14 protein-coding genes and 1 pseudogene are annotated in these 15,689 nt (G+C 42.4%); 6 read left to right on the top strand and 9 right to left on the bottom strand.

The window, feature by feature from the left end:
• Positions 1-478 precede the first annotated feature (478 nt).
• Positions 479-1,906: an IctB family putative bicarbonate transporter gene (locus tag NWP22_RS12910; RefSeq protein ID WP_271731106.1), complete on the bottom strand. Its 1,428-nt coding sequence runs from the start codon at positions 1,904-1,906 to the stop codon at positions 479-481.
• 55 nt (positions 1,907-1,961) lie between these two features.
• Positions 1,962-2,648, bottom strand: coding sequence for a rhomboid family intramembrane serine protease (locus tag NWP22_RS12905; protein WP_271731104.1), 687 nt, complete (start codon positions 2,646-2,648; stop codon positions 1,962-1,964).
• Between the two features lie 280 nt (positions 2,649-2,928).
• On the opposite strand from NWP22_RS12905, the gene NWP22_RS12900 reads away from it, so the two are divergent.
• A complete protein-coding gene (locus NWP22_RS12900; protein ID WP_271731102.1) occupies positions 2,929-3,288 on the top strand; it encodes a VOC family protein in 360 nt (119 codons plus the stop codon).
• Complete coding sequence (locus tag NWP22_RS12895) at positions 3,285-4,577, top strand: recombinase family protein (RefSeq protein WP_271731100.1); 1,293 nt, start codon at positions 3,285-3,287, stop codon at positions 4,575-4,577. Before NWP22_RS12900 ends, NWP22_RS12895 begins: the two co-directional genes overlap by 4 nt.
• On the opposite strand, the gene NWP22_RS12890 is transcribed toward NWP22_RS12895, so the two are convergent.
• Positions 4,567-6,144 carry a hypothetical protein gene (locus NWP22_RS12890; protein ID WP_271731098.1) on the bottom strand — a complete coding sequence of 526 codons (1,578 nt, stop codon included), beginning with the start codon at positions 6,142-6,144 and terminating at the stop codon, positions 4,567-4,569. The genes NWP22_RS12895 and NWP22_RS12890 overlap by 11 nt on opposite strands.
• Positions 6,145-6,401: 257 nt before the next feature.
• Here NWP22_RS12890 and NWP22_RS12885 point away from each other — a divergent pair.
• Positions 6,402-7,724, top strand: a pseudogene (locus NWP22_RS12885) (ArnT family glycosyltransferase); the annotation flags it as partial.
• Between the two features lie 15 nt (positions 7,725-7,739).
• On the opposite strand, the gene NWP22_RS12880 reads toward NWP22_RS12885, so the two are convergent.
• Positions 7,740-8,111 carry a hypothetical protein gene (locus NWP22_RS12880; protein WP_271731096.1) on the bottom strand — a complete coding sequence of 124 codons (372 nt, stop codon included), beginning with the start codon at positions 8,109-8,111 and terminating at the stop codon, positions 7,740-7,742.
• Positions 8,112-8,318: 207 nt separating this feature from the next.
• The gene (locus NWP22_RS12875) at positions 8,319-8,732 is read right to left on the bottom strand and encodes an AbrB family transcriptional regulator (RefSeq protein WP_271731093.1); all 414 of its coding nucleotides are present in this window, start codon (positions 8,730-8,732) and stop codon (positions 8,319-8,321) included.
• 393 nt (positions 8,733-9,125) lie between these two features.
• Between NWP22_RS12875 and NWP22_RS12870 the strand changes: the two genes are divergently transcribed.
• The 3 genes from NWP22_RS12870 to pyrR all read left to right on the top strand — a co-directional run bounded on the left by NWP22_RS12870 (position 9,126) and on the right by pyrR (position 11,196).
• Positions 9,126-9,569, top strand: a complete 444-nt coding sequence (locus NWP22_RS12870) for an Rrf2 family transcriptional regulator (RefSeq protein ID WP_271731091.1) — start codon at positions 9,126-9,128, stop codon at positions 9,567-9,569.
• A 26-nt stretch (positions 9,570-9,595) separates the two neighbouring features.
• Positions 9,596-10,567 carry an adenosylcobinamide-phosphate synthase CbiB gene (gene cbiB, locus NWP22_RS12865; protein WP_271731089.1) on the top strand — a complete coding sequence of 324 codons (972 nt, stop codon included), beginning with the start codon at positions 9,596-9,598 and terminating at the stop codon, positions 10,565-10,567.
• 86 nt (positions 10,568-10,653) lie between these two features.
• A complete protein-coding gene (gene pyrR, locus NWP22_RS12860; RefSeq protein ID WP_200987724.1) occupies positions 10,654-11,196 on the top strand; it encodes a bifunctional pyr operon transcriptional regulator/uracil phosphoribosyltransferase PyrR in 543 nt (180 codons plus the stop codon).
• Between the two features lie 49 nt (positions 11,197-11,245).
• Here pyrR and NWP22_RS12855 read toward each other — a convergent pair whose 3' ends face one another.
• The 4 genes from NWP22_RS12855 to NWP22_RS12840 form a co-directional block, all read right to left on the bottom strand.
• Positions 11,246-12,397 (bottom strand): alanine--glyoxylate aminotransferase family protein, encoded by a 1,152-nt coding sequence (locus tag NWP22_RS12855; RefSeq protein WP_271731087.1) that lies wholly within the window; start codon positions 12,395-12,397, stop codon positions 11,246-11,248.
• A gap of 138 nt (positions 12,398-12,535) precedes the next feature.
• On the bottom strand, positions 12,536-13,408 hold the full coding sequence (gene cysW / locus NWP22_RS12850) for a sulfate ABC transporter permease subunit CysW (protein WP_271731084.1): 873 nt from the start codon (positions 13,406-13,408) through the stop codon (positions 12,536-12,538).
• Positions 13,398-14,246 (bottom strand): sulfate ABC transporter permease subunit CysT, encoded by an 849-nt coding sequence (gene cysT / locus NWP22_RS12845; protein ID WP_271731082.1) that lies wholly within the window; start codon positions 14,244-14,246, stop codon positions 13,398-13,400. Before cysT ends, cysW begins: the two co-directional genes overlap by 11 nt.
• Positions 14,247-14,268: 22 nt before the next feature.
• The gene (locus tag NWP22_RS12840) at positions 14,269-15,333 is read right to left on the bottom strand and encodes a sulfate ABC transporter substrate-binding protein (RefSeq protein WP_271731081.1); all 1,065 of its coding nucleotides are present in this window, start codon (positions 15,331-15,333) and stop codon (positions 14,269-14,271) included.
• Between the last annotated feature and the right edge of the window lie 356 nt (positions 15,334-15,689).

Genomic DNA, 15,689 nt, shown 5'->3' with positions numbered 1-15,689 from the left:
AAGTAAATTACTTTGTAGGAATTAACAAGCAAGTTAACAGCTTTGTTATGCAAATCTTTAATTAAATTCTCAATTCTTTCTCTTACACGATTAGCAGCAATACGCATCTTTCTACGTTGACGGCATCTTGTTTTGGTAGATTTTACCTATTCGCAGCGGAAGGGAGTAGAACTATGGAATAGAAACCCATATCTACACTTGTCAAGTTGCAGATTGCCGTTAGGCAGTTAGATTTTTATACAGGTTCTTTACCGTTCGGTGTTGATATCAATATATCACAAAATTACTCAGGCGTAAACGCATTAAACAGCCTTCTCCCAAGGGGAGACGCTGCGCGAACATCCATTGCCTAAAGTACAGAATATGGCTGCATCCGCCTGTTCCTCAAGGGTTTTCGGCATTTTGGTTATAAAACTTCACAATTACTTCGCCACGGTGAGTTCATTTGTGGCTCCTGAATTCTGCTGTTGATTGGACTTTAGCTTGGTCTGGGTTTTCCGTGAGTTGAAGTCACATTTTGACTGTGGTCTTCAGGTATGGGTGTCCAGTAACTAGCAATTATAGCCACCATTAACCACCAAAGCGTATTGACTTCAGGACGAAACCAAATAGTATCTACAGTCCCATGAGCTAGCATCCCCGTTACAGTAGCCAATGCTCCCATCAACCAAAATCCCTCTACACTCCTAGATTGCCGCAATCGTCGCACTTGTACAAATGCTTTATTAAACGTCACAATCATCAGCCATAAGAAACAGCCTAAACCCGCCAAACCAGTTTCTACAGCCACCTCTAAAAAAACAGAATAGGCACTTAAAGCCGTATAACGAGGACGTTGGTAGAGTGGATAAACTTGATTAAAAGAGTTATGACCGGGGCCAATCCCAATCATGGGGCGATCGCGAATCATCTCAAACACAGCATCCCAAACATTTCTACGAAAATTATTACTGCTATCTTGACGACCCGAAAAAATACTTAAAACTCTCAGGCGCACTGGCTCGACAAATATCACTGCTAGCAACAGTAACCCAATCATACCTCCCAGAATTATCGGCAGTGACCAAGTACGCCAAAAAGGAGGCATTTCCACACTCCACCAGTAAACTAGTAAGGCCATGGCAGTCAGTACAGCCACTACTAGACCAATCCAGCCACCACGACTAAAAGTGAGAACTAAACAAGCAGCATTAGCTGTAAACATAGTTAATGCTAAAGCTTTCTTGATCCTGCTATCCCAAGCAAAAATTGCTACTAGGCTTAAAGCTACCGCCGGTACAAGATATCCAGCCAATAAATTGGGGTTACCTAAATAACTATAAACCCTAGTTGTCTGAGCTAGAGGAGATTCTGGGTCTACCCAAGTTGCTAGTGATCGAGCTTTGAAAAACCACTGCCGCAACCCGTATATACTTACTACTAAAGATATATGTAAATACAGGATAATTATCCAAGACCGCACACGAGGCGATCGCAACACCCTAGCACACAGGGCAAACAGCAGTAGATAAAGTGTTAATACTACCAAATCTTTAAACGCTGCTTGCTTGACTGGTGATAACGCTGTAGAGACTAGAGCAATTGCCCAGTAAAGTAACACCAGCAGATGAATGGGGGTAAATAACGGCGTATTTGCCGGTGCTGATTCATCAGATAAGGTCAACAACAGCCAAAATCCGACACAAGCTAATAGTAACAGTCCGACTAAGCTACTGGATACAAAAGGGGCAAGAGCATATAGCAAGCTAAGGAAAACTACTGCGATGCTGTCTCCCCACTGCATCAAAATGCTACTTTGCCGCCAAGAGTGTAATAACCCCACCAAATAGCGGCGTAAGTAGCTTGTTTCCAGATATTCTTTGATTGGTAAATCAGATAAAGTAAATCGTTGCCAGAGTAAATTCATTATGGGTTAACAACAAAATATTAATTTTCAACAGGGAGGGATTGGGGGAGGGGTGTCAACTAGCGCCGGTGCCGTCATGTCGAAATAACCCGAATAACGGAGCCAGAATAATCCCAAAAGCAAAGCCGCCAATGTGTGCCCAGTAAGCAACTCCGCCTGTTTCCACACTCATATTAGCAGCGGCTTGCAGACTGGCTAGACCGGATATCACATTCTGGATGACAAAAATCCCTATGAGAATAATTGCCGGTATCCTGATGGTAGTGACAAAAAAACCGAGAAAAGCTAAGGTTAAAATTCTCGATTGCGGAAACCGCATCACGTATGCACCCAGAATCCCTGCGATCGCACCACTAGCGCCTAAAGAAGGAATGGTAGAATTCATACTGATAAACCACTGACATAAGGCTGCTAAAGCACCGCACGACAAATAAAAAATTAGATACTTGAAGTGTCCCATACGGTCTTCAACATTGTTACCAAAGACCCAGAGAAATACCATATTTGAGAGCAGATGCCACCAACCACCGTGTAAAAATTGTGATGTAAATAGAGCTGTCCACTCTTGGGAAAAATTAGTGGTTAACTGTTGTGGTATGACGGCGTACATCCCGAAAAATTGCTCTAGCTCTTGACCTGATAGACTGAGTTCATGAAGAAAGACAACAATATTCAAACCAATCAACCCGTAAGTTAAATACGGAGTGGTTCGCGCGGGGTTTTCATCATAGAGAGGAAACACAGGTGTTTTTCCTAATTATTATCGGTTAATTGCAATATAGCCTGTCTTGCCATAGCAAATTGCTCAACAGTATGAATTAGGCGATGATGTCTCGCCCCCATAATAATAAATAGTTTGTCCTGGAAAGCAAAGATTTCTACCAGCAGGTATGGCTACGCCACGCCACCTATTAAAGATAAGCTCAATTACCAACTATAAACCAAATCCCGCATCATAGATAATAGATGGGGGTAAAATTCTCACTACAAACTTTGATTATTACTTGATGAGTAGATAGACAATGCAGATTATCCAGTCTCTCCATACAGCAATTCTCGTGACTGACTTAGAAAAAGCGGAAAATTTTTATGGAACAATATTGGGATTGTCCAAAATCGAGCGATCCTTAAAGTATCCCGGTGTATGGTATCAGGTGGGGAACTATCAACTTCATCTCATAGTTGCAAATACTGTCCCTACCGATAAACCTAATCAAAAATGGGGACGCAATCCTCATATAGCCTTTTGTGTAGCTGATTTGGATCATGCTCAACAAGAATTACTCCATCACAACTATCCCATTCAAGTTAGTGCTTCGGGTCGCGCTGCTTTGTTCACTCAAGACCCGGATGGGAATATCATCGAACTGAGTCAGCAATGAAAATTATTGCTTATGCTTACAGTAACCCCCTTTTAGAATCTTCTCCTCATCCCCATGATTGGGGCTGGGAGGTTGATTCTATATATGAAGATTTGGGTCAGAGATCGCAGTTGCAAAAATTAATCACAGACTGTAAAACTCAACCAGCAGATTATCTCCTCATCCGTAGTTTAGGGGAATTGGGGGATACTTTGGAGGAAGTGAGCGATCGCTTGCATGAACTCGAAGCAATGGGGATCATGATTATTGCTACGGAACAACCCTATACTTCCCAAAGTTCGCGTGTAGACTCGGATTTGTGGAAATTGCTTCAGGAAATCGCAAATCAGCAGCATAGCCGCCGTATCCGCCAAGGACACGCATCTAATCGTCTACAAGCCTCACCTCCTCCGGGTAAAGCTCCCTATGGCTATCGTCGTAGTAAAGAAAAATATACTATTGACCGCAGTACAGCAACTGTAGTTAAAGATTTTTTTGAACACTTTTTACTTTACGGTTCCCTACGGGGTGCAGTTGGTTATTTAGCCAAGAAATATGGTAAGAAAATTTCTGTTACTACAGGGAGACGCTGGCTAACTAATCCCGTTTATCGCGGTGATACAGCTTATCACCATCATCAAATTATTTCTGATACCCATATCCCCATTATTTCTAGGGAAGAAGGGGCTCAAGTTGACCGCATCTTACGCCGCAACAGTCGTTTACCTTCTCGAACCGCCAGCGCACCCCGTTCTTTAGCTGGTTTAGTTATTTGTGGTGAGTGTCAGTCACATACAACAGTTACCCGCGTCACCGGGCGCAACCAAGATAAAGAGTATCTTTATTTACGTCCTATTAGCTGTAAGCGACGGACTAAATGTCGGGCGATCGCCTACCATGACGTATTACAGCATACTATTAAAATTATTTGCCGTGACTTAGCTCTGGCTGTGGACGGAATGGACTTTCCCCAATTGGATAATATTAAGAATAGTCTGGTACAAGCGATCGCAAATCAGCAACAAATACTCCAGCAGTTACCAGCTTTAGTGGAAACGGGGATTTTGGATGACGAAACAGCCAAGTTAAGGGCTTACAAACTGCGCACAGGAATTTCTCAACTCCAAGCAAAACTAGCAACACTTCCCCCAGTCAACTTGCGTTCTGTTGCTCAAGCTGTTTCCATTCCCCAATTTTGGTTAGACTTATCAGAAGCAGAAAGGAGGTTTTACTTTCGAGAATTTATCAAACAAATTCAAATTATTCGCCACGATCAAGACTGGGAGTTACGCCTAATTTTTATTTTTTAGCAGCAGATGTATTTGCTTTACCTGTATTGCGCACATTTATAAATTTACCCAGCAAATCAAACCAAAATGGTGCACCCATGGCAATTGCAATTCCACTTACAAACCAACCGAAAATCATAGTTAAAAATTTCTTGATGGAGAAATAACCCTGTTTACTAGGCTCCCAGTCAAGTTGTTGTTTTAAATTCATAGCACTCCAACCAATAGGTAAGACAATTTCTGCTAATACATCTTCAGTTTGTTTTTTGACTTCTGCTAAATTTCCAGATGCATTAAGATTATTATTCTTCACTATTTGCCCAGCGTTATTCACAATAGCAATCCTGACAGCAGAATCTTTTGATAGTCTGTTTACAATATGAAATGCATCAGCATTTGCAATGACTGCCATGCTAAAGCCAATTAAAAGTGCTACTCCTTTAGCATTTCGTTTGTATACTCCGGCAGATCGCTCCATTGATTGATTAAATGTCTGTTCTAGTTCTTGCTGTAATATATAAATTGCTTCTTGTGTATTTTGAGCTTTTGTTTCGGCACGCTTTGCTAAACTAGCCATATTCTTAATTACAGATTGCGGCAGTTTTGCCCTCAACTTTTCAAATGTTTTATCGGCTTCAATATTTTGGTTTTTAAATTCATTTAGTAATCCTTGGTGAACCTCACTACCTATATTGATTAACTGCACAACTTCATTAATATGAGGTCTTAAACCTTTGAGGGAAATAGTTTTTTCAAGCTCGTTAAACATATCCCCTCGGAGGAATCTCAGTTTTTGTAAGGCTTTTCCGGCGAAAAACTCATCTGGCATATCTTCCTGAAAAATATATATGTATTTATCTAAACTTTGTGCCATGCGATTCATGGTAATCAGCAAGTCAGCTTTTTGTTTACAGAAATCATCAATAATTTCGGTAAAGCTTTTCTCAACTAATTCTGTAAATTCTTGGTAGATATTAACTGAAAATTGCGTTATGTGGTCATCTATACTATTTACTTGTGTGTGAAACTTCAATAAAATATTTTGGATCTCATGTAACTGTTCATCTTTAAAATTTATCAGTCTTGATTCAGTTAACTTATGAACTAGTTCTGGTATACCTAATGTTTCTATGAGGGTCGTAGCAAAAGTATCCGCTGCCATATAAGAAGGGGCGCTGTGCTTTATAAGATGTGATTGGTTATTGTTATCTTTGATATTCCCTTTTTGGTATTGTACATATCCAAAAAAACTTTTCTTTTTTTTTCCTCCAGATAGGGGAAGTTGTCCCAGAAGAGATGATAATAACCAAGTAAACCGCCGAGGTAAATTTGAAATACCTTTTGATTCTTGGTTGATAGCTTTAATCAAGGGATGGTTATATAATTCATTAACAAAGTTAATGATCCTATCATCATCTGAATCTTCTGCATCACCTGCTACAAGAATTTCAATGGATTTCTTTAGATGCACTGCCCGCCATTGTAAAACCGTAGAGATCATTTCCTGAATTTCGGAAGCTAGCAAACTGAAAATTAAGTAGATAAAAATTAAACCAATTGTTATATCTAAAATAAAAGCTAAACTCATTGACAATTTCCTCAACAGATAGTTAGCATACTCATCTTGCTAATATTTGTATCATTTCTACCAGCTAATTATTGTTAAATAAATTAAAGAACACTCAACTGAATTTCTCGAAAAATTATTTATGCACAGGGAAAATTGAGGTAACCTGAGAATTTAGGAATTATTCAAAATAGATATTCTGACTGATGGGTAACATTAGAGATGTATTCAGGTCTGGTGTGTAATCAAAACAGTAAGTAAAATGATGATCAGAGAATATGCAAGAAAGAAGTTTTGTTTCGGACTATCTAGAAAAACAGCATCGCACGGTTAATCAATGGATTGATTGGGCATGGCTCATGGTATTACTGTTGGCCGCAGTCTTACTGTTTAGTATTAATCTGGGAGGATTATCCTTACGAGATGGGGATGAGGCTACTGTGGCGCAGGTTGCCAAGGAAATCTGGAGTGCTCCACCGGGTTCCATGAGATGGCTCTATCCTACCTTACTAGGTGAACCCTATTATAACAAACCACCTTTGATACATTTGTTGATTGCTTGGGCTTATTCTTTGGGAGGCGTGAATGAATGGACTACACGCTTACCCGGCTCAATTTTGACAGCATTTTCTGTGCCATGGCTCTATTCTCTGAGTCGGGAGATATTTCGTCAACGTTGGGTAGCTATTTATAGCTCCTTGATTTATCTGACAATGCTCCCCGTAGTCCGTTATGGCAGATTGGCTATTTTAGATGGAGCGGTGGTAACCTTTTTTATCATCATGATTTGGTGCCTATTGCGATCGCGGCGGGATTTGCGTTACTGTCTTGGTATTGGAATTGCACTGGGATTAATTTGCTTCACTCAGGGGCTATTAGGCATATTACTGGGTGCGATCGCCATTGTCTTTCTATTTTGGGATACACCCAGATTGCTCACCAGTTTCTACTTCTGGATAGGAATCACCATTGGCATATTACCTGTGGCTGCTTGGTATAGTATGCAACTGTTGCACTATGGTTACAGTTTTGCTTCTGTTGTCCTGGTCAATCAATCATTAACCCCCATCAACACAGGCATTAACAGACATAATGCTCCACCCTGGTACTATGTCATGGAAATTCTCAAATGGACATGGCCCTGGTTAATTTTTTTGCCCCAAACTGCGCGCTTAATTTGGACAAATCTTAACCTTAGCTGGGCGAAACTCTTACTGGTATGGAGTCTCGTCTATTTATTGCTAATATCCTTGATGAGTATAAAACCTCCTGAGTACTTATTAACCATTTACCCCAGTCTAGCCTTAGCTTTTGGCGCTGAGTTAGCAGAAATAGAAAATCTTCCTGTAGCATCATCCTATCCCCGTCTTTGGATAACCAGTTTGTCAATACTAGCTGTAGTGGCTTCTGCTGCTAGTATTTACTTCAGTGCCGGCACAGTAGAGAAAACAGATTTACAGCTGATTTTTGCAGCTGTGGCTCTGACCATGACTTTAGCTGCTATTTTAGCAGAACGAGGTAATGGGGAATTCCTGAAAATTTTACTTTGGGGAAGTTATATTTCTCTACTGCTATTAATGAAATCAAACTACTGGGCTTGGTAATCAGAAAATTGATTAATCTTGTTCTGGAATTTTCTCAGTGGTAGGAAGTTGCCCTTCATAGCTGGTATTTTGCTGCGTCATCGTGATCATAGTCAAGAAAATAGCCAGACCAACAGCCAACCCTAAGACAGGACGCTTGTTGAGAATAAAATCTCGTGTAATTCTAGCTAAAGGGCTACTTTGACGACGTAGAGACGAACAAAGCATTATTTGTTTAAGTATAAACGGATCACGGACATAATGGCCACTGCGACAGACTACTAGCCTTTGCTGACAATAAGGACAGCTAAACAAGCCCACATGAGACTGGGCTATTCTGTGCTTAGGATTTCTTTGACAAATTGGGCAACTAATATAATCCTTATCAAAGGTGTGTATATTCATCTACCTCCTCCGCTTAGTCCATTTACTAGCTCTATCTTAATGGAGCAAGAGGACTCCGGTTATAGTTCCATACTTAACCGGAGGTGAATTGCAACCACCTTATAACTAACGCGACAGCCTTTCATCTCTGCTCAGAGTAAATCATTAGTATCTGTCTAATGGTCAGTAGTCACTAGAAAAAATCAACAACTGACAACTGACAATTGATTATGCTGTAATCTCTATGGCTTCCATGTCTTCGGCAGCATCTGCATCTAGCTGTTTCAGACGAATATGTTTTTTCCCCAGTGTGATGAGAAACTCATCTCCTGGTTTGAGATTCATCTGTTTTGTATAAGCTGAACCTATAAGTAAATTACCATTTGATTGCACGCTAATTCTATAGCTAGCACTGCGCCCGCCACGTCCATTCGCACTGGGTGAACTGTCTAACTGAATGCCTTCCGCATCAATGAGGGCATTCAAAAATTTCATCATATTCACACGCTCTATACCATTTTTGGTAATGGTATAGTAGCCGCACTGCTTGGCTTTTTCTTCTTTGCTCAGGGTTTCTAGCTCTTTAACTTTTTTGAGCAGTTCTTCACCCATTAGGGGTTCTATTTTTTTCAGTTTAGGCATCAACTTAGATGAAAAATGAATGGTTGGAGTAGTTGAATTGGATTTATTTTAGCTGACATCGAGCTAGTAGGAACAAAATCCTTGAGTTTTTATCTCAGCTTTCATAAGTATATTACACTCATAGATGAAATTGTTGCACAATTACCAACATTGTCAACGGAATCTATTCTTTGGAATGCTCTTAACTATATCTAGTTTGTGAAGACTAGTAGATTATATTTGTTTAAGTTTCCTAAAGCCAGTCTCAAGGCTTATTTACTTAAATCCCTTGCTCATGAGAACAAAAGATGATATAGAAAAATGCTCATTTAATCCTGAGCATTAGTAATTATTCAACGGTCAGCGGTGAAGACAAAAGAACTGATAACTCATAAATAAACAAAACTCGTGACCATGAAACTAACTACCAAAGGACATTACAGTGTCAAGGCATTACTAGATTTAAGTTTACAGCCAGGTTATGGACCAGCACCAGTGAGAGCGATCGCACTTCGCCAAGATATCCCCGCGCCTTACCTTGAGAAGTTACTAATAGAAATGCGCCGGGCTGGATTAGTGAAATCAATTCGGGGTAGCATTGGTGGATACCAACTAGCATTAAAGCCGGCACAAATTTCTATAGGTCAAATTTTAGAGTCAGTTGGTGAAAATATGACTCGTTTACCACATCAGACCCCAAGCGCAGCCCAAACTGAAGATTGGGTAACATTCACTCTTTGGCAAAGACTCAACCAAAAGCTCAAAGAGGCTTTATACAGTATTACTCTGGCGGATCTTTATTATGATGCGCGTAGTTGGCAAGCTTCTCTTGGGGAAGAAGCTAGTTTTGTCGTTTAGTAATTGGTGATTCGCCTTCATATATAATGACATCATCTGTTATTTTGTTTCTTGCTGCACTATTAGATTACTTAATTGGCGATCCTTGGGGTTGGCCTCATCCAGTCCAAGTTATGGGGTGGGTAATTTCTCCCCTGACTAAATTTTTTCTCAAGGTCTGTCACAATTCTCTCGCTCAACGGATAGCTGGAATTATCTTAGCCATAACCTTAATAATTGGTAGCGGCTGTTTGGGTTGGTTAATAATTCAAACTGCCAAATGGCTCCATCCATTATGGGGAAATGTCTTAGAAACCATTATTTTAGCTAGTTGTTTTGCTTTGAAAAGTCTTCGGAGTGCAGCACAGGAGGTTTTAAAACCATTAACAGCAGGAGATTTAGACTCAGCCCGTTATATTTTAAGTAATTATGTCGGTAGAGATTCACAACATCTCTCAGAACCAGAAATTTTGCGCGCTGTGTTAGAAACTGTCACAGAAAATGCTACAGATGGAGTTATGGCTCCACTTTTTTATGCCATTGTGGGCGCTTGTGTGCCGGGTGTGGGTTTAATTCCTCTGGCTTTGGCATACAAAGCTAGCAGTACCCTTGATTCCATGGTAGGTTATCGCCAAGCACCCTATACTTATATAGGGTGGTTTAGTGCCAGGCTAGAGGATTACTTAACTTGGCTACCCTGTCGCTTAACGGTGATTACTTTGGCTCTACTATCAGGTAAACCCTTATATGTTTGGCGAATATGTTGCCGCGATGCGGTAAAAGATCCCAGTCCTAACTCAGGCTGGAGCGAGTGTGCTTATGCTGCTATTTTGGGTGTGCAAATGGGCGGTACCAATTGGTATGGGGGAGTACCTCAACAAAAACCCCTCTTAGGAGATGTCATTCATCCCATTACCCCAACCGTAATTCACAATGCCTTATTGCTGACTCGATATTCTTTTTTGTTATGGTTATGCGTAGCGATCGCTATACCCCTAATTGCTAATACACTTAACTAATATGGATGAAATAGGGCATGGGGAGATTTTTTTCCCATAGCCTTGTACATGAGCGATTAGTGGCCTCTCTACCCATTCCCTAAACTATGTCTGCCAAAGTAGTTGAAATTCTTTCATCAGAAGACCTGCGTCGTACATTAACTCGCCTAGCGTCTCAGATTGTGGAAAAGTCCCGTGATTTATCCCAACTGGTACTCCTTGGTATTTATACCAGAGGGGCGCTCTTAGCAGAATTATTGGCACGTCAGATTGAGACACTCGAAGGTGTCAGCGTGGCAGTGGGAGCATTAGATATTACATTCTACCGAGATGATCTTGATAAAATTGGGTTAAGGACTCCGGCAAAAAGCAACATCCCTTTTGACCTCACAGGGAAGACAGTTGTGTTAGTAGATGATGTGATTTTTAAAGGTCGCACAGTTCGCGCCGCTTTGAATGCAGTGACTGAGTATGGTAGACCCGAAGTGATCCGCTTGGCTGTTTTAGTAGACAGGGGTCATAGAGAAGTACCAATTCACCCAGATTTTATTGGTAAGCAACTACCTACCGCCAAAGAAGAAATAGTAAAAGTTTACTTACAAGATTGGGATGGCAAAGATGCAGTTGAGTTGATGGCAGCAAATAACTAGAAATCCTGCCAGTAGCAATTGGTACCCAGTTATCAATGGTGTTCACCCCCTAAGTTGTTGGCAAAACTTGCCGTAATGCCCCTAAAAGTCGGTCAACGCTTTCTGGACGACTATTAAAACCCATTAGTCCCACCCGCCAAACTTGACCGGCTAGTTCACCTAGACCACCGCCAATCTCAATGTTATGTTCATTGAGTAACTGCCGAGCGATCGCTTTACCATCTACTCCCGTAGGAATACGCACAGTAGTCAAAGTTGGTAACCGATACTCCTTCTCAACGTGCATAGTTAATCCTAAATCTTCTAAGCCTTCCCAGAGATACTCGGCATTTTCTTGATGACGCTGCCAACAATTAGCTAATCCCTCTTCTGCCACTAAACGCAGTGCTTCCCGCAAGCCATAATACAGACTAATCGGTGCTGTGTGGTGATAGGTGCGTTCATTCCCCCAATATTTACCCAATAATGACATATCTAAATACCAGTTTGTCACCTTTGTAGAGCGCTGCTGCAATTTGTCCACAGCACGAGAGCTCATAGTAAAAGGTGAAGCACCCGGAGAACAACCCAATCCTTTTTGACTACAACTATAAGCTAAGTCAACTCCCCAGGCATCCAAAAATATAGGCACACCGCCCAGACTGGTCACCGTATCTACCAACAGCAAAGTCCCAAATTCACGACATACCTCAGCCACTCCTTCTAAAGGTTGACGTGCTCCGGTAGATGTTTCAGCGTGAACCAAAGCCAGAATTGCCGGACGATGTTGTTCTACAGCCATGCGGATTTCATCAAGGCTGAAAACTTGCCCCCAAGGCTTAGTAATAGTGCGCACATCCGCACCATATCGCCCAGCCATATCCACAAGGCGATTACCGAAGTAACCAGCTACACCAATCAAAACTACATCACCTGGTGCTGTAGCATTGGCGATGGTTGCTTCCATTGCCGCTGAACCAGTACCACTAACTGCTATGGTGTGGTGGTTTTCTGTCTGCCATACGTACCGGAGTAGAGATTGAATCTCATCCATCAGTTCCAGAAAAGCCGGGTCAAGATGCCCCACCAGTGAGTGATTCATAGCTTGAAGAACAGCGGGATGGGCATTGGACGGACCAGGGCCCAATAGCAGACGCAAGGGAATTTCTAGAGGTTTAAGTTGTAAGTGCTGACTGTTGTTAATTGACATCATGGCTATCATAATTTATTTTCGCTGATACTTTGTTACTAATATTTGCCAATAAATAAATAGATAAGTTAAAAAGCCAAATTACCTTTTAACCAAGGCTCGAAGGTACTGAGCCAAAATCATTGAAAAACCAGAAACTTCACAGCATTACTAACTGTTCTCTTGATCTTTTATCCGGATGCGACGATCAAACAGCTCCTTAATCAGCAGCGTTGCACCAGCAAGTCCCGCTAAAACCACCGAAGCTGCAAAAGCACTTTGGGAATCGTAATTGCGGTAAGCCCCTTCCACATACAGAGTCAGAGTTTGGGTACGGCCAATTAAATTACTAGAGACGACAGCAATAGCACCATATTCTCCCATAGCGCGAGCCGTGGTAAGAATAATACCATAGAACAATCCCCAGCGAATAGAAGGTAATGTCACCCGCCAGAAAGTCTGCCATTCACCAGCCCCCAAGGTTTTGGCAGCTTCTTCTTCTTGAGTTCCCACTTCTTCCAAAATAGGGATGACTTCACGAGCCACAAAAGGCATACCCCCCATCATAGTTGCCAGAGCAATACCGGGGAAGGAAAAGATAATCTTGATGTCCAGAGACTGTAGCACAGATCCAAGTAGCCCATTGCGTCCGTAGAGGGAAACCAACATTAAACCTGTGACAATGGGGGAAATTGAAAATGGCAAGTCAATAATACTGAGTAACAAAGTGCGCCCTCGAAACCGCCGGCGGGCGATTACCCAAGCTGCACACAAACCAAAAATTACATTTAGTGGTACAGCTACTGCCACAGCCATGGCTGTGAGGCGCAAAGCCTGAGTAAAATCCGGGTCGATAAGAGTGGCGAAAAACGGGGCGATACCCCGGCTAAAGGCTCCAATGAATACATAAAGGGTCGGGAGAAGTAACACCAGCGCTAAATAAGTGATTACTGCGGCAATCAAAGCAAATTTACCCCACTCTCTATCCTTCTGGGAGTTGACCAATCTTGGTAAAGACTGGCTAGATTTAGGTTCAACCGTCATAACTTTGCCTCCAAGCTTGCAGTAAGTTGACCATGAGCAACAGTACCAAGGAAATCAGCAGTAACACCGTACCAATCGCGGTAGCCCCGGCTATGTCGTTTTGTTCCAGGCGTTGGAATACTAAAATGGGGGCAATTAAGTCTTGATAGGGAATATTAGCGGCAATCAAAACCACCGAGCCATATTCTCCCACTGCCCTAGCAAAAGCTTGGGTTGTACCCGTGAGGATAGCAGGTATAAGTGGTGGTAGCACCACCCGCCAACAAGTTTCCCAGCGGGAAGCCCCCAGAGACCAGGCAGCTTCTTCGATAGTATAATCTAGCTCTTGCAGTACAGGCTGAACGCTACGAACGACAAAAGGCACAGAAATAAACACCATTGCCACCGCTACCCCCAAGCGAGTAAAGGAGACTCTGATGCCCAAGGGGGAGAGAAATGAGCCAATCCAGCCCTGCTCACTGTAAACAGTAGCTAGAGTAATACCTGCAACTGCTGTGGGTAGGGCAAAGGGCAGGTCAATGACGGCATCTAAAACCCGTTTAAAGGGGAAATCATAGCGCACCAGCACCCATGCAGTAGCGGTACCAGCAACGCAGTTAATAGCAGCGGCCAAGAAGGCAGTACCAAACGTGATGGTGTAGGTTGACAGGGCAACGGGAGCGGTAGCTAGCCGCCAGAATTCCCCCGGTGAAAGGGTTGCAGCCCGCAGCATCAAGGCGGCTACAGGTAACAGCAGGACTACGGATAGATAGGTAATGGTGATGCCCCAGGGTAAAGAAAACCGCTTCAGCTTTTGCAGGGCGAAGGGGAAGGTGGACTGTGAGTTGGAAACTGTCATGGCTTCAGGATAAAAGTTAGCCCTAAGGTCGGGCAATATTGGCTTGGATATCGTCAAAGATTGCACCATCGGCAAAGAATTTCGGGCTGACTTGGCTCCAACCGCCAAAATCGTCGATGGTGAACAGGTTTGAGATTTGGGGATAAGTATCGGCAAATTCCGCGACTACTTCTGGTACTACTGGTCGGAAGCCTACTTTGGCAAATTCCCGCTGGGCTGCGGGGGTAAAGAGAAACTGTACAAAGGCTTCTGCTACTTCCCGGTTACCTCGCTGATCAACATAGCTATCAACTACGGCAATGGGATTATCAATGGAGATATTAATGTCGGGAACTATGTAGGGTAAATTCTGTCCCTGTTGTTTAGCTAAGATGAGTTCGTTCTCATAGTTGATCAATACATCTCCCTGTTTTTGGGCGAAAAAAGCATCAGTAGCTTCACGGGCATCTCTGGGTAGAACGGGCACGTTAGCATAAACCTTAGTCACAAAGTCTTGGGCTTGTTCTTCAGTGCCGCCTGTTTGGGTCACTCTTCCCCACAAAGCCATGTAATTCCAACGAGCGCCACCAGATGTTTTGGGGTTAGCAGTAATCACACTGACATCATCCCTGGCTAAGTCTTCCCAGTCTTGAATATTTTTGGGGTTGCCTTCCCGGGTAACTATAACCCCTACGGAACGGTAGGCAATGCCGTCGCCGTTGGGTGTCTTTTTCTCCCAGCCTGGTTTAATTAGCCCGGCTTCCTGGAGTTGCTGAGTGTCTGCTGATAGTGCTAGGGCGACAATATCCGCTTCTAAACCGTCAATGACGGCGCGGGTTTGGGAGCCTGACCCGCCGTAGCTCTGGCCAAAGGTGACTATCTCTCCGGTTTTTTCTCGCCAGTATTCAACAAATAGGGGAATAATCTTTTTGTACGCAGCACGGGTGACAGCGTAGCTCACTAGAGTTAGTTCTTTTCTGCCGGTGTTAGCACTATTACTAGGAGAGCAAGCGGCGATCGCACTACTTAAACACACTACTATTAAAAATAGCGCAATATATCTTTTTAAAGGCTGCCTTTGCCATCGATTCCAATTATGCACCCACATACCGGTTTGAGACTCCTAAATTTCTCTGTGTCAGGGAGTAATGTAGCATTTTTTACCCCTTTTCTGCTCTCTTAATTTAATCTATCAAGTTACAGTATTTTGATATTAGTTATAAATCATACACATATTACCATGGAATAGCAAGACAATCTCCAAAATCCCAATCAAGAATATGGTGATTAGCCATGTTTTTCCTCTGTGTTCCCTGTGCCTGTGGGGTTCGTGATTAAAAACTATTAAAAACTTAAGTGTTCGGGCATTTATAGCAATGGACAGGGCGCTGGGGACATGATAAAATTACCAAACCATTTCGGAGTAAGTATTTTCACTTTTTACTTTTGCTATAATCTCCTTAA

This window comes from Anabaenopsis tanganyikae CS-531 (assembly GCF_029891675.1).
Lineage (GTDB): Bacteria > Cyanobacteriota > Cyanobacteriia > Cyanobacteriales > Nostocaceae > Anabaenopsis > Anabaenopsis arnoldii.
Note: the sequence above shows the minus strand (reverse complement) of the source record. Positions and strands in the feature narration are given on the sequence as shown.

What these genes read in the sequence shown, in the direction of transcription:
- NWP22_RS12910 (WP_271731106.1), bottom strand. Translation starts at nt 1,906, where the DNA reads ATGAATTTACTCTGGCAACGATTTACTTTATCTGATTTACCAATCAAA.
- NWP22_RS12900 (WP_271731102.1), top strand. Translation starts at nt 2,929, where the DNA reads ATGCAGATTATCCAGTCTCTCCATACAGCAATTCTCGTGACTGACTTA.
- NWP22_RS12895 (WP_271731100.1), top strand. Translation starts at nt 3,285, where the DNA reads ATGAAAATTATTGCTTATGCTTACAGTAACCCCCTTTTAGAATCTTCT.
- NWP22_RS12890 (WP_271731098.1), bottom strand. Translation starts at nt 6,144, where the DNA reads ATGAGTTTAGCTTTTATTTTAGATATAACAATTGGTTTAATTTTTATC.
- NWP22_RS12880 (WP_271731096.1), bottom strand. Translation starts at nt 8,111, where the DNA reads ATGAATATACACACCTTTGATAAGGATTATATTAGTTGCCCAATTTGT.
- NWP22_RS12875 (WP_271731093.1), bottom strand. Translation starts at nt 8,732, where the DNA reads ATGCCTAAACTGAAAAAAATAGAACCCCTAATGGGTGAAGAACTGCTC.
- NWP22_RS12870 (WP_271731091.1), top strand. Translation starts at nt 9,126, where the DNA reads ATGAAACTAACTACCAAAGGACATTACAGTGTCAAGGCATTACTAGAT.
- cbiB (WP_271731089.1), top strand. Translation starts at nt 9,596, where the DNA reads ATGACATCATCTGTTATTTTGTTTCTTGCTGCACTATTAGATTACTTA.
- pyrR (WP_200987724.1), top strand. Translation starts at nt 10,654, where the DNA reads ATGTCTGCCAAAGTAGTTGAAATTCTTTCATCAGAAGACCTGCGTCGT.
- NWP22_RS12855 (WP_271731087.1), bottom strand. Translation starts at nt 12,397, where the DNA reads ATGATAGCCATGATGTCAATTAACAACAGTCAGCACTTACAACTTAAA.
- cysW (WP_271731084.1), bottom strand. Translation starts at nt 13,408, where the DNA reads ATGACGGTTGAACCTAAATCTAGCCAGTCTTTACCAAGATTGGTCAAC.
- cysT (WP_271731082.1), bottom strand. Translation starts at nt 14,246, where the DNA reads ATGACAGTTTCCAACTCACAGTCCACCTTCCCCTTCGCCCTGCAAAAG.
- NWP22_RS12840 (WP_271731081.1), bottom strand. Translation starts at nt 15,333, where the DNA reads ATGTGGGTGCATAATTGGAATCGATGGCAAAGGCAGCCTTTAAAAAGA.